The organism is Acidovorax sp. Root219, assembly GCF_001428665.1.
In the GTDB taxonomy this organism is placed as follows: Bacteria; Pseudomonadota; Gammaproteobacteria; order Burkholderiales; family Burkholderiaceae_C; genus Acidovorax.
The window spans coordinates 39,874-64,499 of record NZ_LMIJ01000011.1 but is presented as its reverse complement, the minus strand read 5'-3'; the positions used below and the strand labels follow the sequence as shown (position 1 = coordinate 64,499).

Here is a 24,626-nt window from a genome sequence, read left to right as displayed (position 1 = left end):
GGCCAGATCCACCTCATTCACCTGGAGCTGATGCATGCAACCAAATGCAATCCGTCGCGCAATGATTCTCGCTGGGCTGTGCGCGCCGGCCTGGGCCTCGGCTTGGCCAACCAAGCCAGTTCGTATCGTATTGCCCTTCGCACCCGGCGGAAGCGCTGATGTGGTTGCACGCCTGCTGGCGGAAAAGTTGACGGCCAGCCTGGGCAAGCCTGTCATCGTCGATTCAAAGCCTGGTGCCAATGGAATCATCGCCTCCGAAGCGGTCGTTCGCAGCACCGATGGCCATACGGTTCTCATGACCAGCGCCGCGCACGCCATCAATGCCAGCCTCTACCCCAAGCTGCCCTACGACAGCCTGCGAGACTTCGCTCCCGTCGCGATGGTTGCCAGCCCGGGGCCGCTGGTTCTTGCGGTGCATGCAGGGCTACCGGTCAAATCCGTTGCCGAACTCATCGCGTTGGCCAAACGCGAGCCCGGCACTCTGGGCTATGCGTCGGCCGGAATCGGCAACGTGCTGCACATTGCTGGCGAAATGCTGTCGCAGCAGGCTGGTATCCAGTTGCTCCACGTCCCCTACAAGGGCGCGGCGCCGGCGTTGAATGATCTGGCCGGCGGGCAGGTCAAGCTGATGTTCAACAGTGCATTGGCACTTGCGCCGATGGTCAAGGATGGGCGGGTGCGATTGCTTGCGCAGACCGGAGGGCGCCGGTCACCGGCACTTCCTGCCACCCTGCCTACCGTGGCCGAGACTGCTGGCCTGAACGGCTTTCAGATCACGGCCTGGTTTGGGTTGCTTGCGCCGTCGAGTCTCCCAGGTTCGGTGGTCGCCGAGCTGAACGCTGCCTGTGTGACGGCTCTGGCGCAACCCGATATGCGGGAGAAGCTCACATTGCTGGGCAGCACCGAAGCACCTGGTCAAACTCCGCAGGAATTCGGCAGTTTCCTCTCGGGAGAAATCGAACGGTACTCGCGCGTCATCCAATCTGCGGGGCTGAAGCTGGAGCAACCCTGAGCTCGACAGATGTGTCCAGTGCTGGAGCGATACCGCGTGTGGGTCCATTGCCGGCGCAACCTCGGCGAACGCCTTCCGATCCCTGCCCGTAAAATTTGGGAATGACGACCGACCAAGTTTCTCGGGAAAAACCTAGTCACGCAGCGTCGATTGACCTCGACGAGCGTCGATGGCGTGCCGCTGAGCACGCCTACATGGACGAGCCTCTGGACGCCGTCCCCACCGAGCAGGTCAGGTGCTCCAGCAAGGGCCGCCCCTGGCATGGGATGGCTCTGTGGCATCAGGTGGCCGGCAATGGCGACCTGTATATCCCGGCGGCCGGCAAGCACTGCATCATCGTTCGACGCGGCCCCTCCACAGGCCTGATGCAGCGGCATGGCTCAGCCTCGCACATCAGCAGGTGGAACACGGGCGACATCGTGCTGCTGCCAGAGCGCACGCCGAGCTTCTGGCGCACGGAGCTGGACCGGGACAACCTCCATCTCGACCTTTCTCCCCAATGGCTGGAGCGGGTGCAGGAGGGGGACGATCGCCCGGTTTCCCTGCGAAGCTGTTTCGGTGCGAAGGACCCGCTTCTCTTTCAGATGGTCCAGTTGCTGATGACTGCGCTGGACGACAACAGCTCGATGCACCCCCGGTTCGCGGAAGGCATCGCGACCAGCGTAGCGGTGCACCTGCTGGAGCACTATCGCGAATCCACGCCGCAAAGTGATCGGGTGGCGCTGCTGTCCGCGCGGCAGTTGCGCAGGCTCGCCGACCTCGTCGACGCCCAGATCGGCGAGGGGGTATCCCTGGACGCCATGGCCTCGGAAGTGGGTCTCAGCGTCTTCCATTTTTCGCGCTGCTTCAAGGCAACGTGTGGCGAGACTCCGCATCAATTTGCGTTGACTCGCCGTCTCGACCGTGCCAAGTCGCTGCTCGTTGACTCCCGCCATTCCGTCAGTGAGATTGCGTTGGCGACAGGGTTCTCCTCGCCGTCGCATTTTTCCCAGGCGTTCAGGAAGCAGTGGGGCTCCACGCCTTCGCAGTTCCGGCGCGACCACTAGGGCAGGTCCTCGCGCGACCGCAGCTTTTCGATATTCGCCGCAATATTTCGACAGTTGCGAGCTTCAGGGTTCCCATACTCGGCTTCGCGCGTCAACTCACCCGATGGGGCTCTTGTTCCCAGTCGGCCCTGATGACGGCGCAAGAACTTTAATTGGGGACATTCATGATTTCTCGACGTGCTCTTGTGCGCTCCTGTGCAGCGCTGCCATTCGCATCCAAGGTACTTGCTCAGCCGGCACTTGTCTTTCCCCGAAAGGCGGTGACCTGGGTGGTCCCCTATCCCGCGGGTGGATTTGGTGATGCGGTCTCCCGTGTGCTGACTCAGCACATGGCGACAACGCTGAAGCAACCCGTCATTGTGGAGAACAAGCCCGGGGCCGGTGGCCAGATCGCCGCCGCGTATGTCAAGCAGCAGCCGGCAGATGGCCATACGCTGTTCTATGGCGACATCGGCCCCTTCGCGATGAACGCAGCGCTCTATCCGAAGCTCAACTACGACACCCTGAAAGACTTCGCTCCCCTGACGCGGCTGCTGACTTCGTCGCTGGTCCTGGTCGTTCCCGCCAACAGCCCCTTCAAGACCCTTGACGATCTCATCAAGGCTGCCAAGGCGGCCAAGGACGACAAGAACATCATGTACGGCTCCTTCGGCATGGGCAGCCAGCCGCATATCTGGGTCGAGATGCTCAAGCGCGAAACCAAGGGGAAGTTTCAGCACGTGGCCTACAAAGGCGCAGCCCCTGCCGTCCAAGACCTGATGGGCGGCCACATTGACATGATGCTGGATGTCACGGCCAACAGCATGCCATACGTTCTTGAGGGCAAGCTGAGAGCTCTGGCGGTAGTTGGCAGCGAGAAGCGCCTCGACAAGCTTCCTCAGGTGCAAACGCTGACCGAGCTGGGGTACCCGGCGCTCAACATGCCCGGCTGGACCGGTGTTGTCGTGCGAGCAGGCACGCCAGGCGATGCCATGGCCCAGCTGCATGCAGCGGTGGTGCAGGCAGTGCAGTCGGATGAGATCAAGCGCCGCTTTGGCGATCTCGGAGTCGTACCCGCACCCCAGAGCTCGGCGGATTTCGCTCGCTACATCCAGACGGAGACTGAGCGCTGGGGTTCGGTCATTCGAAGCGCCGGCGTGGTCCTTGAGTAAGTGGTCGCGCGGATGAGTTCAACACTGTTCGACCTCAAGGGGAAGGTCGCGCTCGTCACCGGCGCGACCGGTGGCCTGGGCCTGGCGATTGCCCAGGCGATGGCCGATCACGGAGCGAGTGTCCTGGCGTCCGATCTCGACCCGGTACTGTGCGCGAGACTGGTTGAGCGGATTCGACGCTCTGGTGGTGTCGCACATGATCTTCCGGCAGATCTATCGAAGGTCGAAGGAGCGGCAGCCCTTGCAGCCGCCGCGCAGGCCGTCTACGGACGCGTCGACGTCCTGGTGTGCAATGCAGGAATGCAAGGCCCTGCAGGACCGATCGGCCAGGCATCCCCAGCGGACTGGCAGCGGGTCATGGACCTGAATCTGCGCGCTGCCGTGGAGCTCACAACGGCGCTGTTGCCGAAGATGGCGGCGAATCCGGGAAGCAGTGTGGTTCTGATGTCGAGCATTGCGGGCTTGCGGGGCAACAAGGCGATTGGACTGTACGGATTGTCCAAGGCCGCGTTGGCGCAACTCGCGCGCAACCTGGCAGTGGAGTGGGGGCCTCTTGGCGTTCGCGTCAACTCGATCTCCCCCGGCCTGATCCGCACGCCTCTGTCGGCCTCCTTCATCGACAACCCCGCAGCCATTGAGCGAAGGCTGTCGCTGACGCCACTGCGCAGGGTGGGGGAGCCGCACGAGATCGCTGGCGTTGCGGTCATGCTGGCCAGCGCTGCGGGCGGATTCATCACGGGGCACAACCTTGTCGTGGATGGCGGTACCACCATCAGCGACGGAAACTAAGCCGTCACCGGCGTTCAATCATGAAATTTGCCACTTTGAATTCAGAGGGTGCCGACGGGCGTTTGCTGGTCGTTTCACGCAATCTTCAGCAGGCTGTCGATGCATCGGCTACCGTGCCGAGCCTGCATGAGGCGGTGCGCCATTGGGACAGTTGCGCCCCAGCGCTAGAGGCGCTTTACAAGCGGCTGAATGCGGGGGGCTGTGCGGATGCATTTCCATTCGGGGCGGAGAAATGTGCGGCCCCGTTGCCACGCGCTCCCCAATGGTGCGACGCATCCGCGTTCCTGAATCACGGGCGCCTGATGGAGCGCGCCTTCAATACGCAACCGATTCCGGACTCGGACACCATTCCTCTCATGTACCAGGGGGCAAGTGATGATTTCCTCGGCCCCCATGCCGATGTTCCTTTGCCCAGTGAGGCGGACGGCATCGACTTCGAAGGTGAGTTTGGGGTCATCGTCGGATCCGTCCCCATGGGCGCGACCGCAGAGCAGGCCGAGCAATCGGTGCGGCTTGTGGTGCAGATCAACGACTGGAGCCTCAGAGCGCTCGGCCCCAGAGAGATGCGGACAGGGTTTGGATTTCTTCAGGCCAAGCCTTCTAGCAGCTTTGCCCCCGTTGCCGTGACGCCCGACGAACTGGGTGACGCATGGCGTGATGGTCGAGTGCATTTGCGCTTGCACGTCACCTGGAACGGCCAGCGCTTCGGAGAGCCCCACGGCGGGGAGATGAACTTCAGCTTTGGCCAGCTCATCGCCCATGCCGCGCGCACACGTCGCCTGGCGCCCGGAACCATCGTGGGTTCGGGAACCGTTTCCAATGTCGATAGAGCTGCGGGCTCGGCCTGCATCGCAGAACGGCGTGTCATTGAGATGATTGACCTCGGTCAAGCCGAAACAGGCTTCATGCGATTTGGCGATCGCGTTCGCATGCAGGCCAGGTTCGCAGATGGCACCGAAGGTCCGTTCGGCGCGATGGACCAGCGTGTCGTGGAGTCCGCTCGGTGAGCCAGGTCGTTGTAACGGGGAGCCAGGGCTTCATTGCCCAGGTCTTGATTCGACGACTGCTCAGGGATGGCCTTGGCGGCGAGCCCGTTGACCGCATCACTGCGGTAGATCTGGCGTTCGAGGCAGGTGCAGATGAAGATGCTCGCCTGCATCGCGTGGCAGGCAGTGTCCATGACCCGGCTGTGCAATCCGAGGCGCTGAAAAGCGTCCCTGACCTTGTCTTTCATCTGTCGAGCGTTCCCGGCGGCGCTGCGGAGCGTGATCCTGATCTGGGGCGCAAAGTGAACCTGGATGCGACACTCAGCCTGCTCGACAACTGCAGGGCGCTTCCCCGTCCGCCCCGGTTCATCTATGCGAGTTCGGTGGCTGTCTACGGTGAGCACCTTCCTGCCCAAATGACGGAAGACACGCCTGCGGCTCCCGCCTTGACCTACGGGGCGCACAAGCTGGCATGCGAAGTCCTGATCGCGGATGCCAGTCGACGCGGCTGGGTGAATGGGTGCTCGCTCCGGCTGCCAGGTGTCGTGGCCCGTCCAGGCCAAGGTGACGGGCTGATGTCTTCGTTCATGAGCCAACTGTTTTGGCGGCTTGCGCGAGGCGAAGCCATCACGCTGCCAGTCTCTCCGAAGGCTACTTGCTGGTGGATGTCGGTGGGCACGTGCGTAGACAACTTGATGCACATCGCAACCATGGATTCACGGTCCTGGAACGCCCAGCGGAGCTACCAGATGCCGGTGCTGCATCTGAGCATTGAGGAGGTCGTTGCAGCACTTTCCAAGAGACTCGGCCGCTCTGTCGCAGACTTGGTGCACTATCAACCCAATCCTCTCATCGAGCGGCTCTTCGGGTCCTCGCCACCTCTGCTTGCTCCGTTGGCAGCATCGATCGGACTGCGCCACGACGGGGATATCTCCCGACTGACGGTTCGCGCGATGTCGCACGAATAGCGGCATTCCAGGGTTCGGCCACCCCGCGAGGCCGCACTGCGGCACCAAGCCTACTGCCTGCCGAACCGCTTCTCAAACCACCGATCCAGCAACGCCTTCTCATACCGCAACCGATCGCCACTCGAATACCTGTTGCTGGGCACCATGAAGTTCAGGTCGCTGAGCACCTCTTCGCCGCCGGAAACCGGGGCGCTGTCATCGCGCACCAGGCTGTAGCGCAGCTTGATGCGCGGGCCCGTGACATCGGTGACCACCCGCACGTCCGAGCCACCCACGCCCATGGGCGGGAAGTGGCCGGCGAGGTCGATGTCCAGCACCTCGACCTTGAGGGTGTCGGTGGGCGCCAGGCCCCGCGTGGCCAGGCGCTGCAGGTGCTGCTCCACATCGCGCAGCACCTGGGCGCGGTCGGATTCGTTCGCCACGGGGTGGGCGTAACTGGCATCGGTGTACTTTTCCGGCGCGGTGAACGTGACGCTGGCAGTGCCCGCCGCCGCGCTGGTCGCCGTGATGGCGGCGCAAGCGGCGAGCAGGCCGGCAGCCAGAAGGCGGGCGGGGCGTGGTGGGTGCAGCAATGGCAGCAGCAGCGACATGGCGCGTTTCTCCTTGAATGGTTGGCAGTGTGACGCAGGGCGGCGGTACGTGGTTCCATTCCACCATCGATGGGTCGGCTCGCTGGCAGGGATTGCGGCCGTCGGTCGATCAGTCCTCCTACCTCTGGGGGCCAATCGAGGTGGAAGGGACCCGTGGGATCTTCTTTCCCGGAATGCAACAGCCCCCAGACAGGCGGCGTTGTATGCCCCGGAATGCCCATTTTCGTTGCAACGATGCAACGTATTGATAACCACTTTGCTGCGAATTTTGTAGCAACGGGCCACGCATTGCGGTCGATTCGGGTTTTCCCGGCACGGCGCGGATGGGCCTCTGGCGGGCTTTACCGAGGAGGGTCTACCCGTTCGGAGGTTGCTAAATTAAAATGCGAATAGTTGTCGTTCTGATTTGTGTCTATAAACCAAGACGGCAGGCCAAGTGCGTTGCCTCTGGTTGTATGACCTCCTGTCTTGGATTGGAACCGGCCTTGGCCGGTTTTGGTTCGCTCGTCTTTTTCTTGTTTCCTGGCCCCACCCACCATGCATTCTTCGACCGTCCGCGCGTTCCATCGCTTCGCTCCCCGTCCTCTGGCCCTGCTGATCCGCCAATGCCTGGGCGCCGGGCTGGCCATTGCCGCCGTGGGTGTGGCTGCGCAGACCAGCACCTCCGGCACCACGCTCGACGAAGTGAAGGTGCGCGAGCAGGCCGAAGCCATTGGCGGCCTGCAGAAGACCTACCACGGCGGCCAGTTCGCGCGCGGCGGTGACCTGGGCATCCTGGGCCGCACCGACCAGATGAACGTGCCGTTCAGCACCACCAACTACACCAACGAGCTGATCCAGAACCAGCAGGCCCTGACGGTGGCCGACGTGGTGATGAACGACGCCTCCGTGCGCAGCCTGCAGGCGCGCGGCGGCTACGGCGATGACTTCCAGGTGCGTGGCCTCACGGTGTCCAACACCGACGTGAGCCTCAATGGCCTGTTCGGCCTGAGCCCCTCCACCCGCATCCCGCTGGAAATGATCGAGCGCGTGGAAGTGCTCAAGGGCCCTGGCGCCCTGACCAACGGCGTGGGCCCTGGCGGCAGCGTGGGCGGCAGCATCAACCTGGTGACCAAGCGCGCGGCCGACACGCCGCTGACGCGCCTGACCACCAGCTACATGGGCAAGGCCCAGTTCGGTGCCCACCTGGACGTAGGCCGCCGCTTCGGTGAAGACAACCAGTGGGGCGTGCGCGCCAATGCGCTGGTGCGCAACGGTGAAGGCAACGTCGACGGCGGCCGCCAGCGCGCCGACGTGGCTGCGCTGGGCCTCGACTACGCCGGCGGCCGCCTGCGCTGGTCGCTGGACGCCTTTGCCACCGAAGGCGAAACCCGGCAGTTCCGCCCCCAGACGGCTTTTCGCGCCGGTGTTACGCAGATGCCCGCCGCGCCGGACAACCGCACCAGCATCTACCCCGGAGCCAACCTGACGGACGACATGCGCACCGTGATGTCGCGCCTGGAGTACGACGTGAGCGACAGCACCACCGTGTACGGCGGCGTGGGCTACACCCACAACACCAACGAGCAGCACTTCCCGACCGCCGGGCTGCGCGTCGACGCTCTGGGCAACTTCACGGTGGCCAACGGCTACTACGATGCCTACAACAAGACCTCGTCGATGGACGCGGGCCTGCGCACCAAGTTCCAGACCGGCGGCATCGGCCACACCGTGGCCCTGGCCACAAACTACCTGGACCAGGAGATCGGCTACTTCTACCAGCTGACCAGCACCTACGCCCCGTCCAACATCTACAACCCCGCGCCGCTGCCGACCATCAACTTTCCGCGCGGCAACCCCAGCAAGAGCAGCGAGCTCAAGCAGCACAGCCTGGCGCTGGCCGACACCATGTCGTTCGACAACGGCCGCTACCTGCTGACGCTGGGCGTGCGTGACCAGACCATCGAACAGGGCAGCTTCAACGTCAACACCGGCGCAGGCACCAGCTACTACAAGGCCAGCGCCGTGACGCCGCTGGCGGGCCTGGTGATCAAGCCGACGAAGAACATCTCGGTCTACACCAACTACACCGCCGGCCTGACCCGTGGCGGCACGGCCGGCCCCGGCACGGCCAATGCGGGCGAGACGTTTGCGCCGCAGAAGTCCAAGCAGAACGAAGTGGGCATCAAGGTGGACTGGGGCCAACTGACCACCCAGGCCGCCATCTACCAGATCAAGCGCCCCAGCGCCCTGACCGACCCGGCCACCAACCGCTACAGCTTTGGTGGTGAGCAGCGCAACCGCGGCCTGGAGCTGACGGCCTATGGCGAAGTCCAGCGTGGCCTGCGTGCCATGGCCAGCGCCTCGTTCAACACCGCCAAGCTCACGCGCACCGCCGGTGGCGTGAACCAGGGCAACGACGCGGCCGGCGTGCCGGACCGCACCTTCAACCTGGGCCTGGACTGGGATACGCCGCTGCAGGGCCTGAGCGTGAACGGCCGCGTGATCAATACCTCCGGCATGTACGCCGACGCCACCAACCGCCTGCGCGTGCCTGCCTGGACGCGCCTGGACATCGGTGCCCGCTACGCCACCAAGGTGGCCGGCAAGCCCGTGGTGCTGCGCGCCAACCTGGAGAACGTGAGCGACAAGAACTACTGGGTCATCAGCAACTACGTGACCGTGGGCGCGCCCCGCACGCTGATGCTGTCGGCCGCAGTGGACTTCTGAGGTATGGGCATGACCGGAGTCTTGCCATGATGCCCGTGCTGCGCGGTATCTGGCGCGCCGGGCCGCTGGTGTCGCGCATCGTTGCGGCCATCGGCGGCGGCTATGTGCTGGCGGCGCTGTTCAGCGTGGCGGTGCTGGCCCTGCCCATGGCCCGGGCGCAGGCCGTGATCACGGGCATGCTGGCCAGCTTTGCCATCTACACGGGCGCGGTGATCTGGGTGTTTGCGGTGCGCAGCGCCTGGCGCGCCTGGGCCGGGCTGGTGGTGGCGGCCGTGCCGCTGCTGCTGGCCGCATGGACCGTGTGGTCCTCTGCAGGAGCTTCCCAATGACGACGACCAAGAACGACGACGTGCCGGATGACGAGCCCAAGGCGCCGGGCATCCGCCAGACCATGTCGGACCTGCACACCTGGGCCGGCCTGCTGTGCGGCTGGTTCCTGTATGCGATGTTCCTCACGGGCACGGTGAGCTACTTCAAGGACGAGATCTCGCAGTGGATGCGGCCCGAGCTGCCGCACCGCGCGGTGGTGCCCGATGCGGCCGAATCGGCCCAGCGCATCGCCAACCAGCTCGTGCAGCTGGTGCCGAATGCGCCGCAGTGGAGCATGCGCCTGCCCGACGAGCGCTACACCACGGTGGACAGCTTCTGGCGCCTGGCACCCGGGCAGGGTGCAGCTGCCAACGGGCGCAACTTCGGCAGTGCCAACTTCGATCCGCTGACCGGCGAGAAGGTGGCCTCGCGCGAGACGGTGGGCGGCGAATTTTTCTACCGCTTCCACTTTCAGTTCCACTACATGCCCGTGCGGTGGGGGCGCTGGCTGGCGGGCGTTTGCGCCATGTTCATGCTGGTGGCCATCGTCAGCGGGGTCATCACGCACAAGAAGATCTTCACCGACTTCTTCACCTTCCGCTGGGGCAAGGGCCAGCGCTCGTGGCTGGATGCGCACAACGCGCTGTCGGTGTTCGGGCTGCCGTTCCACTTCATGATCACCTACACCGGCCTGATCACGCTGATGGCGCTGTACATGCCGTTCGGCGAGCAGGCGGCGTACACGACACCGGCGCAGAAGCAGGAGATGACCTCCCAGCTCAGCGCCTTCATCCAGCCCGGCAAGGCCACGGGCCAGCCGGCGCCGCTGGCGCCGGTGGACGACATGGTGCGCCAGGCCCAGGCGCGCTGGGGCGAGGGCAACGTGGGCCGCCTCACCGCCACGAATGCCGGCGACTCCGCGGCGCGTGTGAGCGTGACGCGCGGCGAGGAGGGCCGGGTCTCCATGAGCCCGCAGTACATGCTGTTCGATGGTGTGAGCGGCAAGCTGCTGGAGGTGAAGGAAAGCGTAGGCCCCGCAGCCGAAACGCGTGGCGTGCTTTATTCGCTGCACCTGGGGCGCTTCAGTGACCTGCACATGCGCTGGCTGTACTTCATCGTGAGTCTGGCGGGCACGGCCATGGTGGGCACGGGCCTGGTGATGTGGACCGTCAAGCGCCGCCGCAAGCTGGGCGATCCGGCGCGGCCGCACTTCGGCTTTCGCTTGGTGGAAAAGCTCAATATTGCCAGCATCGCGGGCCTGTCCATCGCCATGGCCGGCTTCCTCTGGGGCAACCGCCTGCTGCCGCAAGGCATGGCCGAGCGCACGGCATGGGAGGTGCATGTGTTTTTCATCGTCTGGGCCCTGACGCTGGCGCATGCCATGCTGCGCCCCTCGCGCCGGGCCTGGATCGAGCAGTTCTGGATTGGTGCGGCCGCGCTGGCCCTGCTGCCCCTGGTCAGCGCGTTGACCACCGAGCGGCCGCTGTGGCGCAGCCTGGCCGAGGGGGATTGGGTGTTTGCCGGCTTCGAGTTCATGCTCTGGGCGCTGGCCGGCCTGCATGCCTGGCTGGCGGTGCGCACGGCGCGCCACCAGGGGTCCAAGCCCCGGGCGGCACGGGCGCCAGCGCCATCCGCACCCACCGGCTCTGCCATGCCCCAGGGGGGTGCGTGATGCACCACCTGCTCACCTTCGTGACCTGCCTGGCCGCCTTCGCAGCCCTGGCACTAGGGACGGAACGCCCGCAGGACGAGCTGTTCGGCCAGGCGCTGGCACCGCGCGCCACCTGGCTGTTGCGCATCGCGGGCTGGGGCGCCCTGGCCGTGGCGCTGGCCATCATCGTGCAGGCCCAGGGCTGGGGCATGGGGTTGGTGAGCTACAGCGGCCACACCAGCCTGGCGGCCGGCATCGTGCTGTGCGGGCTCATCGTGCGCAGTCGGCGCTGACTGAGCCGGTGCTGCCGCTCTCACATCTTGACGTCGTAGCCGAGGGTGATCGGCGCGTGGTCCGAGAACTCCACCTCCTTAGATGGTCACGGTACGCGCAAGGGTAGTTGTCGCCGGCGTTGCCAAGTGGCGTTGATCGCGAGGGCGCAGGGTGCGAGAGAATGGTTGTTTCGGGCGATTTCGCGCCCTGCCAATTTCGTGAGCACTGTTACCCTGCTGCACCATGATCCCAGCTTTCAATCACTCTCACGTTTTGCCCCCTTTCGAGGGCGAGCGTCTGACCAGTGCACACAGTTCGCCCTATGTAGTTGCGACTGGAGAGTTCGTGCAGCGCTTCGCCATCAACGCGGCGCGCCACGCGATCATTGATGGGTTCATGCGCTACCGTGGCGAATTGCGCCGTCTAGGGTTTGTCCGAGGATTTCAGTGGCTCGACGGCAGTTTCGTTGAAGATGTCGAGTCTCGTGAGGGGCGCGCGCCCAGGGACATAGACATCGTGACGTTTGCGCATCCTCCCGCCGGCATGAGCACCGAGCAGATCAGGGACATGATGCAATCGCATGCAGATCTTTTCGACCACGCTCTGTGCAAAGCGGCTTTCCGCTGCGACACTGCGATCGTCAACCTGGCAACTTCACCAGAGTGGCTGGTCACTCAGACTCGTTACTGGTACGGCCTCTACTCCCATCGCCGAGGCGATGCGTTGTGGAAGGGCATGTTGCAGTTGCCCTTGGATTCGAACGACCTCGAAGGGCTCCAAATGCTGACGGAACTGAATTTTGAAGGAGAGAGCAATGCTGGCTCAACTTGAGAGGCAATTCCTTCAGGCCGATCTCGCGCAAGCTCGGCAACTACTCGCCGAGGGATGCGCGCACAACGACCCTTTTGCAGAAAGCCAATATAGCCAGCGAGTGGCACGGCTTGAGCGCGAACTGACTGAGCTTGCTGTAAAAGCCCAGAGCGCTCCGACCGGGGTCGCCTTGTTCTTTGGTGGTAGGCCGGTGATTGGATCGCATGGCATCAAGGCTGCGTTCGGAACACAGGCTGTGGGCCAGTTTCAGAAGTTAGTCAGCCAGCGCTACGCGGCGGCGGAGACGGGGCCCTTGGCGTCACGCGGGCGAGTGCCAATGAGCGAGGAAACTCAACTTCTTGTGACTGATGTAGTGCGAGGGTCTTTTGGATTTGTCCTGCAAGGAAGTCAGCCTGCAGAAAGCGATGCGACGCTCAGACAGGTAGTGGGCGAGGTCGCTGACACGCTCTCACGAATGGCCAGTGTAGACGATGCGCTATTCGATGAAGCGTCCGCTCGAGTTGACAATCGGCAACTCGGCGCATTGAAGGAGTTTTTCAAACTGCTCGACGACGAGGGAGCAAGCTTGCGAGTCGTGGAGGGTGAGCGGGATTTCGAGTTGACGACGCAAGCAGTGCAGCGCGCTCGCCAACGTGTCGAAGCGCTTGTGATCGAAGATCGTCTCGAGACCCATGAAGGCGAAATCATCGGATGGGCCGAATACTCGCTTCGCTTCGAAGTGCTCCTCCATGCGGACCGAAACGTGATTGTCGGTTCGATGTTACGGGAAGCGATGCAGAAGCTACTGGAAGAAGGCGTTAACCCGCTGCACCAGCACGTTAGTGCGCGGGTCAAGGTCCGCGAAGTTAGGCTGCGCAATCGCGCTCCTCGAAAGACGTTTGTATTGCAGTCGGTCGAACGCATTGGAGCACCTCCGGACTGGCCGGTGAGAGCGGCGCAACAATCTATTGCCACGTTGTCGAACGACTACAACGTGAAGTCGTAGCCGATGGTGATCGGCGCGTGGTCCGAAAACTTCACGTCCTTGTAGATGGTCTCGGTGCGCGCGAGGGCCGCCAGCGCAGGGGTGGCCAGGTGGTAGTCCAGCCGCCAGCCCACGTTGTTGGCGTAGGCCTGCCCGCGGTTGCTCCACCATGTGTAGGCGGTGTCGGTGGTGGTCGGTTGTAACTGACGGTAAACGTCGATCAGGCCGCCGCCTTCATCAGTTGTGTGCAACAACTTTGTCATCCAGGCGCGTTCATCGGGCAGGAAGCCGCTGTTCTTCTGGTTGCTGCGCCAGTTTTTCAGGTCGATCTGCTGGTGGGCGATGTTGATGTCGCCGCACAGGATGAACTCTCGCTCCCGCTTGAGCTGCATGAGGTGGGGATGGAATTCCGCGAGGAAGCGGTACTTGGCGAGCTGGCGCTCCTCGCCCGAGGAGCCGCTCGGAAAGTAGGCGCTGATGATGGACAGCTTGCGCGCGGGGGTGTCAAAGCGCAGCTCGAGGTAGCGGCCCTCGGCGTCGAACTCGGTCGAGCCGTAGCCCACGATCACGTCGCTGGGCAGGTGGCGGGTGTAGATGCCCACGCCCGAATAGCCCTTTTTCTGCGCGTAGTGGAAGTGCCCGTCCATCTCGGCCAGGCGCTCGAAGCGTGTGGCCACGTCGGCGGCCTGCGCCTTGACTTCCTGGACGCAAATACAATCCGGCCGTGTGGCAGCCATCCAGCTTTCCACGCCCTTGGTGGTGGCCGAACGGATGCCATTGAGGTTGAGGCTGGTCAAATTGAACAAGGAATTTCCCATGGTAGATGTTGTTGCGCAGGGCTCGGATGAGGGCCAGCTGGCGCAGGACTTTGTACGGTTTGCCGTCGAATCGGGCGTGCTGCGCTTCGGGGAGTTCAAGACCAAGGCCGGGCGCCTGAGCCCCTACTTCTTCAATGCCGGTCTGTTCGACGACGGCAGCAAGATGGGGCGCCTGGCCGAATTCTATGCAAAAGCCCTGATCGCCAGCGGCATCGAGTTCGACATGGTGTTCGGGCCGGCCTACAAGGGCATCCCGCTGGCCGCGACCGTGGCGGTGGAGCTGGCACGCCAGGGGCGCAATGTGCCCTTTGCCTACAACCGCAAGGAAGCCAAGGACCATGGCGAGGGCGGCACCCTGGTAGGGGCTCCGCTCCAGGGCCGGGTGCTGATCGTGGACGACGTGATGTCGGCCGGCACTGCGGCGCGCGAGTCGATTGCCCTCATCCAGGCCGCAGGCGCCACCCCCCATGCGGTGGCCATTGCGCTGGACCGCCAGGAGAAAGCCACCGAGAATGGGCTGGACGTGGAGCACAGTGCAGTGCAGTATGTGCGCCAGCAGCTTGGCATGAAGGTTTGTACTATCGCCAGGCTGGCAGACTTATTGCTGTACCTATCGCAAACAGGGGGGGCGGAGATGCGCGCCCATCACGAACGGGTTTCGGCCTACCGCGAGCGGTACGGGGTGAACGAAGGGTAACTAGTTGCACAAGACGGCGTGGCTCATTGGCGAATTGGCATTGGCAGGCCTGGTCACGGCGTCCGCGTGGGCGCAGCAGACGGGACCGGTGGGCAGCATCTACACCTGCGTGGACCGCAATGGCCGCCGGCTCACGGCCGACCGACCCATTGCCGAATGCGTGGACCGTGAGCAGCGCGAGCTGGGCCCTTCTGGCATCGTACGGCGCCAGATTGGCCCCACGCTGACCGAGCAGGAGCGCGCCGCCCTCGAAGTGCGCCAGCGCAAGGAAGCCGAGGAACGCAGCCGCGCCCTGGAAGAACGCCGCCGCGAGCGTGCCCTGACGTCGCGCTACCCCGACAAGGCCGCGCACGACGTGGAGCGCAAGGCCGCCATCCAGATGGTGGAAGACGTGGCGGCCACGGCCCAGAAGCGCATCGTCGAGCTGCGCCAGCAACGCCAGGCCATGGACACCGAGATGGAGTTCTACAAGAAGGACCCCAACAAGGCCCCGATGACGCTGCGCCGCAAGATCGCCGAGAACGACGACAGCATTGCCGAACAGCAGCGCTTCATTGGCGGCCAGGACGACGAAAAGCGCCGTGTGCACCAGCGCTTCGACGTGGAGCTCGCACAACTGCGCAAGCTGTGGGATGAGCAGCGGGGCGTTGGCGTGCCTGGTGCTGCGAGCAGCGCCCCCCCGGCGTCCGCCGGCGGTGCCCGTTGATCAGGGCCCATTCAGGGTTCTCGGCGATGGATGCCCTCCACGCAGGGGGCGGCATCCACCGGGCGTGATCAGACAGCGAGCTTGGCGCGCAGCAGGTCGTTGACCTGTTGCGGGTTGGCCTTGCCCTTGCTGGCCTTCATGATCTGGCCCACGAGTGCGTTGAAGGCTTTGTCCTTGCCGGCGCGGAACTGGGCCACATTGTCGGCATTGGCCGCAATCACGTCGTCAATGATGCCTTCCAGGGCACCCGTGTCGTTCATCTGCTTGAGGCCCTTGGCCTCGATGATGGCGTCCACGTCGGGTGATTCCCCGGTCCACAGCGCCTCGAACACCTGCTTGGCGGCGTTGTTCGACACCGTGCCGTCGGCAATGCGGCCGATCAGCGTGCCCAGTTGGGCGGCCGACACGGGCGAGGCATCCAGCGCCATGTCGTTGGCGTTCAGGCGGCGCGAGACCTCGCCCATGATCCAGTTGCTGGCCAGCTTGGGCTGCTTGCTGGCCTGGGCTGCGGTCTCGAAATAGGCGGACATGGCCTTGCTCTGGGTCAGCGTGGTCGCGTCGTACTCGGGCAGGCCATAGTCGGCCACGAAGCGCGCGGCCATGGCGCGCGGCAGCTCCGTCATCAGTGCGCGCTGCTCGTCCACCCACTGGCGCGAGATCTGCAGCGGCGGCAGGTCCGGGTCGGGGAAGTAGCGGTAGTCGGCCGCGTCTTCCTTGGTTCGCATGGCCTCGGTTTCGCCCGTGTCGGGGTCGAACAGCACCGTGGCCTGCTGGATGGCGCGGCCATCCTCGATCTCCTCGATCTGCCAGCGGATCTCGTAGTCGATGGCTTGCTGCATGAACTTGAAGCTGTTCAGGTTCTTGATCTCGCGGCGCGTGCCCAGGGGGGCGCCGGGCTTGCGCACCGAGACGTTGGCATCGCAGCGGAACGAGCCCTCCTGCATGTTGCCGTCGCAGATGCCGATCCAGGTCACGATCTTGTGCAGCTCGCGCGCATAGGCCACGGCCTCGTCGCTGGAGCGCATGTCGGGCTCGGTCACGATCTCCAGCAGCGGCGTGCCGGCGCGGTTCAGGTCGATGCCGCTCTGGCCGATGAAGTCCTCATGCAGCGACTTGCCTGCATCTTCTTCGAGGTGGGCGCGCACCAGGCGCACGGTCTTCTTCTCGTCGCCGAGAAAGAACTGCACCTCGCCGCCCTGCACCACGGGGATCTCGAACTGGCTGATCTGGTAGCCCTTGGGCAGGTCGGGGTAGAAGTAGTTCTTGCGCGCGAAGATGCTCTCGGGCGCGATGTGCGAGCCCAGCGCCAGGCCGAGCTTGATGGCGCATTCCACGGCGGTGCGGTTCATCACCGGCAGCGTGCCGGGCAGGGCCAGGTCCACGGCGCAGGCCTGGGTGTTGGGTTCGGCACCGAAGGCCGTGGAGGCGCGGCTGAAGATCTTGCTCTGGGTGGCGAGCTGGGCGTGGGTTTCGAAGCCGATCACGACCTCGTAGCCGTGGATCAATTTGCTGCTGGTTGCTGTCGTCGTCGTCATGTCACAGACCTTCGGGTTGGCGCAGGTGAAAGTCGGTGGCCTGCTGCAGCCGGTGTGCTGCGTTGAGCAGGCGCGCTTCCTGGAAGTAATTGCCGATCAGCTGCAGGCCCACGGGCATGCCGCCTTCGCCAAAGCCCGCCGGCACGCTCATGCCGGGCAGGCCGGCCAGCGAGCCGGGCAGGGTGAAGATGTCGGCCAGGTAGTCGGCCAGCGGGTCGGCGCCATGCTCGCCGAGCTTCCAGGCCACGGTGGGAGCCACCGGGCCGGCGATCACGTCGCACTGCGCGAAGGCCTGCTGGAAGTCGTCGGCAATCATGCGGCGGATCTTCTGGGCCTTGAGGTAATAGGCGTCGTAGTAGCCGTGCGAGAGCACGTAGGCACCGATCATGATGCGGCGCTTGGCCTCGTCGCCAAAGCCTTCGGCGCGGGTCTTCTTGTACATGTCCTCCAGGTCACCGTAGTCCTTGGCGCGGTGGCCGAACTTCACGCCGTCGAAGCGGCTCAGGTTGGACGAGGCCTCGGCCGGCGCGATGATGTAGTACACCGGGATCGAGAGTTCGGTGCGCGGCAAGCTGATGGGCACCAGCCTGGCGCCAAGCTTCTCGTATTCCTTGAGCGCAGCGTCCACCGCAGCGCGCACGTCGGGCGCCAGGCCGTCCCCGAAGAACTCGGCCGGGATGCCGATGCGCAGGCCGTCGATGGAGTCGTTCAGCGAGCGGCCGAAGTCCTCGGCGGGCATGTCGATGGAGGTGGAGTCGCGGTCTAGGTCGGGGCCGCACATGGTGGACAGCAGCAGCGCGCAGTCCTCGGCCGTGCGCGCCATGGGGCCGGCCTGGTCCAGGCTGGAGGCAAAGGCGATCATGCCGTAGCGTGAGGCGCGGCCGTAGGTGGGCTTGATGCCGGTGATGCCGCAGAACGAGGCCGGCTGGCGGATGGAGCCGCCGGTGTCGGTGCCGGTCACGGCCGGGGCCAGGCGCGCAGCCACGGCCACCGCGCTGCCGCCCGAGGAGCCACCGGGGATGCGCGAAGTATCCCAGGGGTTGCGCACCGGGGCGGGCGCGTCGAAGCCCACGGGGGCCACGGCCGAATTTTCGTTGGCCGAGCCCATGGCGAACTCGTCGCAGTTGAGCTTGCCCAGGGTCACGGCGCCGGCCTCGGCCAGCTTGCGCACCACGGTGGCGTCAAACGGGGACTGGTAGCCCGCCAGCATCTTCGAGCCGGCGGTGCTGGGGAAGTCGCGCGTGACGAAAATGTCCTTGTGGGCCAGGGGCACGCCTTCCAGCGCGCCTGCCGTACCGGCGGCAATGCGGGCATCGGCCGCACGCGCCTGGGCCAGCGTGACGTCTTCATTGACCGCCACGTAGGCGCCCAGCGACTGGTGGCTCTTGGCGCGGGCCAGGAAATGCTGGGCCGCTTCCACGGCGGAGACCTGGCGCTCGCGCAGTTGCGCGGCCAGGGCGGTGACGGTCAGATCGTGCAGGTCTGCAATTTGCTTGTTCATGCTGGCCTCAACCGATCACTTTGGGCACAAGGAACAGGCCGCGTTCCACTGCCGGGGCGCTGCGCTGGTTGGCCTCGCGCTGGTTGGGTTCGCTGGCGACGTCGTCGCGCAGGCGCAGTGCGATCTCCTGGATGGCTGCCACGGGGTGTGCCAGGGGTGTCAAGTCCCCGGTATCCACAGCGCGCATCTTCTCCACGATGTCGAAAAAGCCGTTGAGTTGTGTGAGCATGCGCTCACTTTCGCTCGCGCTCAATTCCAGTCGTGCCAGATTGGCGATGCGATCGATGTCCAGGGATGTCAGTGCCATAGGGGAAAAATTCGGGAGAAACCAGATGTAAAGCTGAAATGGGGGGTGGGACCAGGAGAGTTATTCACAGGGGATAGGGTATTATCCCGGCTTTGCCGCAATACCCTCCCTCATGCCGGTCATTGTGCGAAAAAAGCGAAATTTGACCCCGTAAACCCGGCGATGGCAGGCCGATGCGCACGCCATGCCTGAGAGGATTCTTGAATGTTCGGAGCTTTCCGTCGGTACTTCTCCACCGACCTGGCCATTGATCTTGGCACAGCCAACACCCTGATATTCGCCCGCGACAAAGGCATTGTGCTCGATGAGCCCTCTGTTGTCGCCATCCGCCACGAAGGCGGACCCCATGGAAAGAAAGTCATTCAGGCCGTAGGCCATGAAGCCAAGGCCATGCTTGGCAAGGTGCCCGGCAACATCGAAGCCATCCGGCCCATGAAGGACGGTGTGATCGCTGACTTCGTGATCACCGAGCAGATGATCAAGCAGTTCATCAAGATGGTGCACCCGCGCACGCTGTTCACCCCCAGCCCTCGCATCATCATCTGCGTGCCCTGCGGTTCCACCCAGGTCGAGCGCCGCGCCATCAAGGACGCAGCCGAGGCGGCCGGCGCCACCGCCGTCTACCTGATCGAAGAACCCATGGCCGCCGGCATCGGCGCGGGCCTTCCGGTCTCGGAAGCCAGCGGCTCCATGGTCGTGGACATCGGCGGCGGCACCACCGAAGTGGGCGTGATCTCGCTGGGCGGCATGGTCTACAAGGGCAGTGTGCGCGTGGGCGGCGACAAGTTCGACGAAGCCATCATCAGCTATATCCGCCGCAACTACGGCATGCTGATCGGCGAGCCCACGGCTGAATCCATCAAGAAGAACATCGGCTCGGCCTTCCCCGGCTCCGAAGTGCGCGAGATGGAAGTCAAGGGCCGCAACCTCAGCGAAGGCGTGCCGCGCAGCTTCACCATCTCCAGCAACGAAGTGCTGGAAGCGCTGACCGATCCGCTCAACCAGATCGTCTCGGCCGTCAAGAACGCCCTGGAACAGACCCCGCCCGAGCTAGGCGCCGACATTGCCGACCGCGGCATGATGCTGACCGGCGGCGGCGCGCTACTGCGCGACCTGGATCGCCTGCTGGCCGAGGAGACCGGCCTGCCGGTGCTGGTGGCCGAAGACCCGCTGACCTGCGTGGTGCGTGGCTGCGGCATTGCGCTGGAGCGCATGGACCGCCAGGGCAGCATTTTTACAAGCGAGTAAGTCCCCCGTGCCTGCGTGCCAGCCATGCAGGCACCCATCGCGCTGAAATGGCATGACCGCAACCGCACCGATGCTTTTTGAGCCGTGCCCCTGGCCGCGTTGGCGCGCCGTGCAGGCCCACCGCTGAGCGCCATGCCCCTGGGAACCCTGGAGCGCAGTGCGCCTCCCTTCTTCAAGCAAGGCCCCTCGGCCCTGTCACGGCTGGCGCTTTACGGCGCGCTGGCCCTTTTCCTCATGGTGGCGGACGTGCGCTTCAAGCTGACCGGCCCGTTCCGCCAGGCCGTGTCTACCGTGCTCTACCCCGTGCAGTGGCTGATGCTGCAGCCGGTGGAGTTTGCAGGGCGCGGCGCCGGCTACTTCCAGAACCTGCAGACCGCGCAGCAGGACGCCGATGCCGCGCGCAGCAAGATGGCCCAGATGTCGCAGCGTGCGAGCCAGGCCGACCAACTGATACTGGAGAACGAGCGGCTGCGCAAGCTACTCACGCTGCGCGAGCGGCTGACCACGTCGGCCGAGGCGGCCGAAGTGATCTATGACACCGCCGACCCCTATACCCGCCGCGTGGTGGTGGACAAGGGGCTGATGGCGGGGGTGGAACTCGGTGCGCCCGTGCTCGACGAAGCGGGCATCCTGGGCCAGGTCACACGGGTGTTCCCCATGCTCAGCGAAGTGACGCTGCTGGTCGACCGGGACCAGGCCATTCCCGTGCTCAATATCCGTACCGGTGCGCGCGGCGTAGCCTACGGGGATCCCGTGGCGGGCAACAACGGCGGCATGGAGCTGCGTTTCATGCCCGCCAATGCCGACGTGCGCGAAGGCGACCTGTTGACCACCAGTGGCGTGGACGGCCTGTACCCCCCCGGCCTGCCGGTGGCCAAGATCGTGCGCGTGGAGCGCCGGGCCGACTCGGCCTTTGCGCGCATCTACTGCGAGCCGCTGGCCCAGGTGCAAGGCGCACGCCATGTGATGGTGCTCAAGCCCCTGTCGGGACACATTCCCGAGCGGCCCGAGCCGGCCGCCCCGCCCACCGCTGGCAAGAAGGGACGCCACAAATGATCATGCCGCGCGGCCAGCCGCTGCTGCTGCCTGTCAACCCCGTCTTCATCGCCGTGAGCCTGATGGCGGGCCTGGCCATCAACATGATCCCTCTGGGGCGTGTGGTCTGGACGCCTGACCTGCTGATGCTGCTGCTGGTGTTCTGGAGTGTGCACCAGCCGCTGCGCATCGGCATGGGCACGGCCTTCCTGCTGGGCCTGTGCATGGATGTGCAGCAGTCCTCGCTGCTGGGCCAGCATGCGCTGTCGTATTCGGTACTGGCTTTTGGCGCCATCGCCATCCACCGCCGTCTGCTGTGGTTCAGCGTGCCTTCGCAGGCGCTGCAGGTGTTGCCGCTGTTCCTCATTGCGCATTCCATCGAGTTGCTGGTGCGCGTGGTGTCGGGCGGCATTTTCCCGGGGCTGTGGGTCTTCGTGGCCCCAGTGCTCGAAGCGCTTTTGTGGCCACTGGCCAGTTGGGTATTGCTGGCGCCCCAGCGCCGCCCGCCTGATCGCGATCAGAATCGACCGCTATGAGCCTGGTGTGGACCCTCCAACAATCCGCCTGCGCTTGCCGCACGGTGGTGGGGAGGGCGCAGCGTGACTGAACTGCGCAATGCCGAAGCGGACTCGTCGCGTTTTCGCGCCCGCATCTTCACCGTCGCCTTCGTGGTGTTCCTGGCGTTCGGACTGCTGGTCGCGCGCCTGGTGTTCCTGCAGGTGGTGCGCCACGAGGACCTGGCCGCCCAGGCCGAGAGCAACCGCACGGCGGTGGTTCCCATCGTGCCCAACCGCGGCCTGATCATGGACCGCAACGGCGTGGTGCTGGCCACCAACTACGCGGCCTACACGCTGGAGATCACCCCCTCGCGAGTGGGCGTGCTGGAGGAGACCATCGAGGCCCTGTCCAAGGTGGTCGATATTCAGCAGCGCGACCGGCGGCGCTTCAAGCGCCTGCTGGAAGAGTCGCGCAACTTCGAATCCCTGCCCATCCGCACGCGCCTGACCGACCAGGAAGTGGCGCGCTTTTCCGCGCAGCGCTACCGCTTTCCCGGCGTGGACATCAAGGCCCGGCTGTTTCGCAACTACCCGCTGGGCGACGCGGGCGCCCATGCCATCGGCTACATCGGCCGCATCAACCAGACGGAAAAGGCGCGCATCCAGGACTCGGACGACGAGGCCAACTACCGGGGGACCGAGTACATCGGCAAGCTCGGCGTGGAGCAGAGTTTCGAGAACATGCTGCACGGCCTGACCGGCGTAGAGCGCATGGAGACCTCGGCCGGCGGGCACGCCGTGCGGCGGCTGGCCAGCCACCCGGCCACGCCGGGCAACACGGTGATGCTGTCGCTGGACATCAAGCTGCAAAAACTCATCGAGGACATGTTCGGCGACCGCCGCGGCGCCCTGGTGGCCATCGACCCGCGCAATGGCGAGGTGCTGGCGCTGGTGAGCAAACCCACCTTTGATCCGAACCTGTTCGTCGAGGGCATCGACAGCGAAAGCTGGCAGGCGCTCAACGAGTCGATCGACAAGCCGCTGCTCAACCGCGCGCTGCGCGGCACCTACCCGCCGGGCTCCACCTACAAGCCCTTCATGGCGCTCGCGGCGCTGCAGCTGGGCAAGCGTGCGCCCAGCATGGTGGTCAACGACCCGGGTTTCTACACCTTTGGCGGCCACACCTTCCGCAGCCACGAAGGGGGCCTGGGCGGGGTGGACATGCACCGCGCCATCCAGTTCTCGAGCAACACCTATTTCTACTCGCTGGCCGTGGAGATGGGGGTCGATGCCATCCACGATTTCATGAAGCCGCTGGGCCTGGGCCAGAGCACGGGGATCGATCTCAACGGCGAGGTGCGCGGCGTGCTGCCCAGCACCACCTGGAAGCGCAATGCCTACAAGCGCCCCGAGATGAAGCGCTGGCACCCCGGCGAAACCGTGTCCCTGGGCATCGGCCAGGGCTACAACAGCTTCACCATCCTGCAGCTGGCGCAGGCCGAGGCCACGCTGGCCAACGGCGGCATCAAGTATGCGCCCCACCTCATCAAGGCCGTGCGCGACACGGTCAGCGGCACCGTGACCCCGGTGGTTCAGCCTCCGGGAGAAAACCTTGGCTACCTGCCGAAGAACGTGGAGATCGTGCGCAACGCGCTGGTGGCGGTGAACAAGGGTGGCACGGGCACGCGCATCTTTGCAGGCGCGCCCTACACGTCCGCCGGCAAGACCGGCACTGCGCAGGCCATGAGCCTGGGCCAGAACGTGCGCTACAACGCCAAGCTGCTCGAAGAGCACCAGCGCGACCACTCGCTGTTTGCGGCCTTTGCCCCGGCCGAGAACCCCCAGATCGCACTGGCCGTCATCGTCGAGAACGCCGGCTTTGGCGCTGCGGCGGCCGGCCCGATTGCGCGGCGTGTGTTCGACTACTGGCTCCAGGGCGAGTACCCGAACGATGAAGACCTTGCCGCAGTGCGCAAGGGCATCGCCGCCGCGCCCATCGGCAAGCCGCGCGCGGTGGCCGACGTGGTGATCAGCCCCCCGGCGCCCTGATCGCTCTTCAGGCGCTGGTTGCCGGGCTGCGGGCCGGCGGCGCCAACTGGCTGAACACCAGCGCAGTAACGATCAGTGCCGCACCGCTCAGGCCCGCCCAGCCCAGTTGCTCGCCGAGCAGAGCCCAGGCGGTGAGGGCGGCGAACACCGGCTCCAGCCCGAAGACGATGGCGCTGCGCATGGCATCCACGCGCTGCTGGCCCCAGGCCTGCAGGGTGACCACCACCACGCTGGCCAGCAGGCCCAGGTAGACCACGGCCACCCAGGCCTCTGCGGGCAGCCGGGCCGCAGATTCCAGCCAACCCATGCCATCCTCGCGCGCGAGCAGCAGCACGGTGGAGGCCAGGGCCATCACGCCAGCCTGCGCGGCTGCCATGCGCGTGGCGCGCAGCGGGTTGTCGGCCGTGCGCCGCGCGCACTCCTCCAGCGCCAGGATGTAGAGGGCATAGAACACGGTGCTGGCCAGCGTCAGCGTATCGCCCAGGTTCCAGGGGTCGTTCTCATGGAACATCAGCGCCATGCCCGCGCAGGCCATGGCGCATGCGGCCCACAGCCGCCAGCCATAGCGCCGGCCCATCAGTGCCATGGCGATCAGCGGCACCACCAAAACGTTCAGGCCGGTGACGAAGGCGTTGCGATTGCTGCTGGTGCGCGCCAGCCCCTCGATCTGCAGCCAGAACGCCAGGAACAGCAGCAGGCCCAGCGCACAGCCCCAGCGGCGTTCATGGCGCAGCATGCCCCACCACAGCGGTGCCAGCACCGCCAGGGCAATCACGAAGCGCAGCCAGATGATCTGCAGCGCATCGAGCTGGGCGGACAGCAGCTTCATGGCGGGGAAGGTGGTGCCCCACACCGCGGTCACCGCCAGCAGGGCCAACAGGCCAAAACGTTCAGATCGCATGTGCAAAAAGAAAAAAGGCTGGCCGGGGTCTCCGGCCAGCCTGTCAGGCGCAA

At 65.1% G+C, this 24,626-nt stretch carries 24 protein-coding genes; 18 read left to right on the top strand and 6 right to left on the bottom strand.

Annotation, left to right across the window (positions count from 1 at the left end):
* Nucleotides 1-34: 34 nt before the first annotated feature.
* The 6 genes from ASE28_RS11125 (at nt 35) to ASE28_RS11100 (ending at nt 5,952) form a co-directional block, all read left to right on the top strand.
* The gene (locus ASE28_RS11125; protein ID WP_082608022.1) at nt 35-1,012 is read left to right on the top strand and encodes a tripartite tricarboxylate transporter substrate binding protein; all 978 of its coding nucleotides are present in this window, start codon (nt 35-37) and stop codon (nt 1,010-1,012) included.
* A gap of 101 nt (nt 1,013-1,113) precedes the next feature.
* Nucleotides 1,114-2,058 (top strand): AraC family transcriptional regulator, encoded by a 945-nt coding sequence (locus ASE28_RS11120; protein WP_057266628.1) that lies wholly within the window; start codon nt 1,114-1,116, stop codon nt 2,056-2,058.
* Nucleotides 2,059-2,222: 164 nt separating this feature from the next.
* Nucleotides 2,223-3,209: a tripartite tricarboxylate transporter substrate binding protein gene (locus tag ASE28_RS11115; protein ID WP_057266627.1), complete on the top strand. Its 987-nt coding sequence runs from the start codon at nt 2,223-2,225 to the stop codon at nt 3,207-3,209.
* A gap of 12 nt (nt 3,210-3,221) precedes the next feature.
* Entirely contained in the window at nt 3,222-3,998 is a 777-nt protein-coding gene (locus tag ASE28_RS11110; protein ID WP_057267263.1) for an SDR family NAD(P)-dependent oxidoreductase, read from the top strand.
* A 20-nt stretch (nt 3,999-4,018) separates the two neighbouring features.
* Nucleotides 4,019-5,005, top strand: a complete 987-nt coding sequence (locus ASE28_RS11105) for a fumarylacetoacetate hydrolase family protein (RefSeq protein ID WP_057266626.1) — start codon at nt 4,019-4,021, stop codon at nt 5,003-5,005.
* Nucleotides 5,002-5,952 carry an NAD-dependent epimerase/dehydratase family protein gene (locus ASE28_RS11100; RefSeq protein ID WP_057266625.1) on the top strand — a complete coding sequence of 317 codons (951 nt, stop codon included), beginning with the start codon at nt 5,002-5,004 and terminating at the stop codon, nt 5,950-5,952. The genes ASE28_RS11105 and ASE28_RS11100 overlap by 4 nt, the downstream gene beginning before the upstream one ends.
* A 50-nt stretch (nt 5,953-6,002) precedes the next feature.
* On the opposite strand, the gene ASE28_RS11095 is transcribed toward ASE28_RS11100, so the two are convergent.
* Nucleotides 6,003-6,542, bottom strand: coding sequence for a DUF3016 domain-containing protein (locus ASE28_RS11095; protein WP_082608021.1), 540 nt, complete (start codon nt 6,540-6,542; stop codon nt 6,003-6,005).
* Nucleotides 6,543-7,079: 537 nt separating this feature from the next.
* On the opposite strand from ASE28_RS11095, the gene ASE28_RS11090 reads away from it, so the two are divergent.
* The 6 genes from ASE28_RS11090 to ASE28_RS32470 all read left to right on the top strand — a co-directional run bounded on the left by ASE28_RS11090 (nt 7,080) and on the right by ASE28_RS32470 (nt 13,300).
* Entirely contained in the window at nt 7,080-9,251 is a 2,172-nt protein-coding gene (locus ASE28_RS11090) for a TonB-dependent siderophore receptor (RefSeq protein WP_057266624.1), read from the top strand.
* A gap of 26 nt (nt 9,252-9,277) precedes the next feature.
* Nucleotides 9,278-9,580 carry a DUF3649 domain-containing protein gene (locus tag ASE28_RS11085; protein WP_057202629.1) on the top strand — a complete coding sequence of 101 codons (303 nt, stop codon included), beginning with the start codon at nt 9,278-9,280 and terminating at the stop codon, nt 9,578-9,580.
* Nucleotides 9,577-11,232 carry a PepSY domain-containing protein gene (locus ASE28_RS11080; RefSeq protein WP_057266623.1) on the top strand — a complete coding sequence of 552 codons (1,656 nt, stop codon included), beginning with the start codon at nt 9,577-9,579 and terminating at the stop codon, nt 11,230-11,232. Before ASE28_RS11085 ends, ASE28_RS11080 begins: the two co-directional genes overlap by 4 nt.
* Nucleotides 11,232-11,504 carry a DUF3325 domain-containing protein gene (locus ASE28_RS11075; protein ID WP_057266622.1) on the top strand — a complete coding sequence of 91 codons (273 nt, stop codon included), beginning with the start codon at nt 11,232-11,234 and terminating at the stop codon, nt 11,502-11,504. The genes ASE28_RS11080 and ASE28_RS11075 overlap by 1 nt, the downstream gene beginning before the upstream one ends.
* A gap of 223 nt (nt 11,505-11,727) precedes the next feature.
* Entirely contained in the window at nt 11,728-12,315 is a 588-nt protein-coding gene (locus ASE28_RS11070) for a hypothetical protein (RefSeq protein ID WP_157421936.1), read from the top strand.
* Complete coding sequence (locus tag ASE28_RS32470) at nt 12,299-13,300, top strand: hypothetical protein (protein WP_162262243.1); 1,002 nt, start codon at nt 12,299-12,301, stop codon at nt 13,298-13,300. Before ASE28_RS11070 ends, ASE28_RS32470 begins: the two co-directional genes overlap by 17 nt.
* Here ASE28_RS32470 and ASE28_RS11060 read toward each other — a convergent pair.
* A complete protein-coding gene (locus tag ASE28_RS11060; RefSeq protein ID WP_057267261.1) occupies nt 13,282-14,085 on the bottom strand; it encodes an exodeoxyribonuclease III in 804 nt (267 codons plus the stop codon). The two genes, ASE28_RS32470 and ASE28_RS11060, sit on opposite strands and share 19 nt — an antisense overlap.
* Nucleotides 14,086-14,095: 10 nt before the next feature.
* On the opposite strand from ASE28_RS11060, the gene pyrE reads away from it, so the two are divergent.
* Both pyrE and ASE28_RS11050 read left to right on the top strand, forming a co-directional pair.
* Nucleotides 14,096-14,794 carry an orotate phosphoribosyltransferase gene (gene pyrE / locus ASE28_RS11055; RefSeq protein ID WP_057202624.1) on the top strand — a complete coding sequence of 233 codons (699 nt, stop codon included), beginning with the start codon at nt 14,096-14,098 and terminating at the stop codon, nt 14,792-14,794.
* Nucleotides 14,795-14,798: 4 nt separating this feature from the next.
* Nucleotides 14,799-15,500 (top strand): hypothetical protein, encoded by a 702-nt coding sequence (locus ASE28_RS11050; RefSeq protein ID WP_057266619.1) that lies wholly within the window; start codon nt 14,799-14,801, stop codon nt 15,498-15,500.
* Nucleotides 15,501-15,568: 68 nt separating this feature from the next.
* Here ASE28_RS11050 and gatB read toward each other — a convergent pair whose 3' ends face one another.
* The 3 genes from gatB to gatC are packed head-to-tail and all read right to left on the bottom strand — an operon-like array spanning nt 15,569 to nt 18,843.
* A complete protein-coding gene (gene gatB, locus ASE28_RS11045) occupies nt 15,569-17,035 on the bottom strand; it encodes an Asp-tRNA(Asn)/Glu-tRNA(Gln) amidotransferase subunit GatB (protein WP_057266618.1) in 1,467 nt (488 codons plus the stop codon).
* Nucleotide 17,036: 1 nt separating this feature from the next.
* Nucleotides 17,037-18,536: an Asp-tRNA(Asn)/Glu-tRNA(Gln) amidotransferase subunit GatA gene (gene gatA, locus ASE28_RS11040; RefSeq protein ID WP_057266617.1), complete on the bottom strand. Its 1,500-nt coding sequence runs from the start codon at nt 18,534-18,536 to the stop codon at nt 17,037-17,039.
* 7 nt (nt 18,537-18,543) lie between these two features.
* A complete protein-coding gene (gene gatC / locus ASE28_RS11035; RefSeq protein ID WP_057202620.1) occupies nt 18,544-18,843 on the bottom strand; it encodes an Asp-tRNA(Asn)/Glu-tRNA(Gln) amidotransferase subunit GatC in 300 nt (99 codons plus the stop codon).
* A 204-nt stretch (nt 18,844-19,047) separates the two neighbouring features.
* Here gatC and ASE28_RS11030 point away from each other — a divergent pair, with 204 nt between their 5' ends.
* The 4 genes from ASE28_RS11030 (at nt 19,048) to mrdA (ending at nt 23,672) form a co-directional block, all read left to right on the top strand.
* Nucleotides 19,048-20,091 (top strand): rod shape-determining protein, encoded by a 1,044-nt coding sequence (locus ASE28_RS11030; protein ID WP_007858125.1) that lies wholly within the window; start codon nt 19,048-19,050, stop codon nt 20,089-20,091.
* 132 nt (nt 20,092-20,223) lie between these two features.
* Entirely contained in the window at nt 20,224-21,147 is a 924-nt protein-coding gene (mreC, locus tag ASE28_RS11025) for a rod shape-determining protein MreC (protein ID WP_057202727.1), read from the top strand.
* Nucleotides 21,144-21,662 (top strand): rod shape-determining protein MreD, encoded by a 519-nt coding sequence (gene mreD / locus ASE28_RS11020; protein WP_057202619.1) that lies wholly within the window; start codon nt 21,144-21,146, stop codon nt 21,660-21,662. Before mreC ends, mreD begins: the two co-directional genes overlap by 4 nt.
* Before the next feature lie 63 nt (nt 21,663-21,725).
* On the top strand, nt 21,726-23,672 hold the full coding sequence (gene mrdA, locus ASE28_RS11015) for a penicillin-binding protein 2 (RefSeq protein ID WP_057202618.1): 1,947 nt from the start codon (nt 21,726-21,728) through the stop codon (nt 23,670-23,672).
* 7 nt (nt 23,673-23,679) lie between these two features.
* Here the strand turns inward: mrdA and ASE28_RS11010 are convergent, their stop codons facing one another.
* Nucleotides 23,680-24,573 (bottom strand): DMT family transporter, encoded by an 894-nt coding sequence (locus tag ASE28_RS11010; RefSeq protein ID WP_057202617.1) that lies wholly within the window; start codon nt 24,571-24,573, stop codon nt 23,680-23,682.
* Between the last annotated feature and the right edge of the window lie 53 nt (nt 24,574-24,626).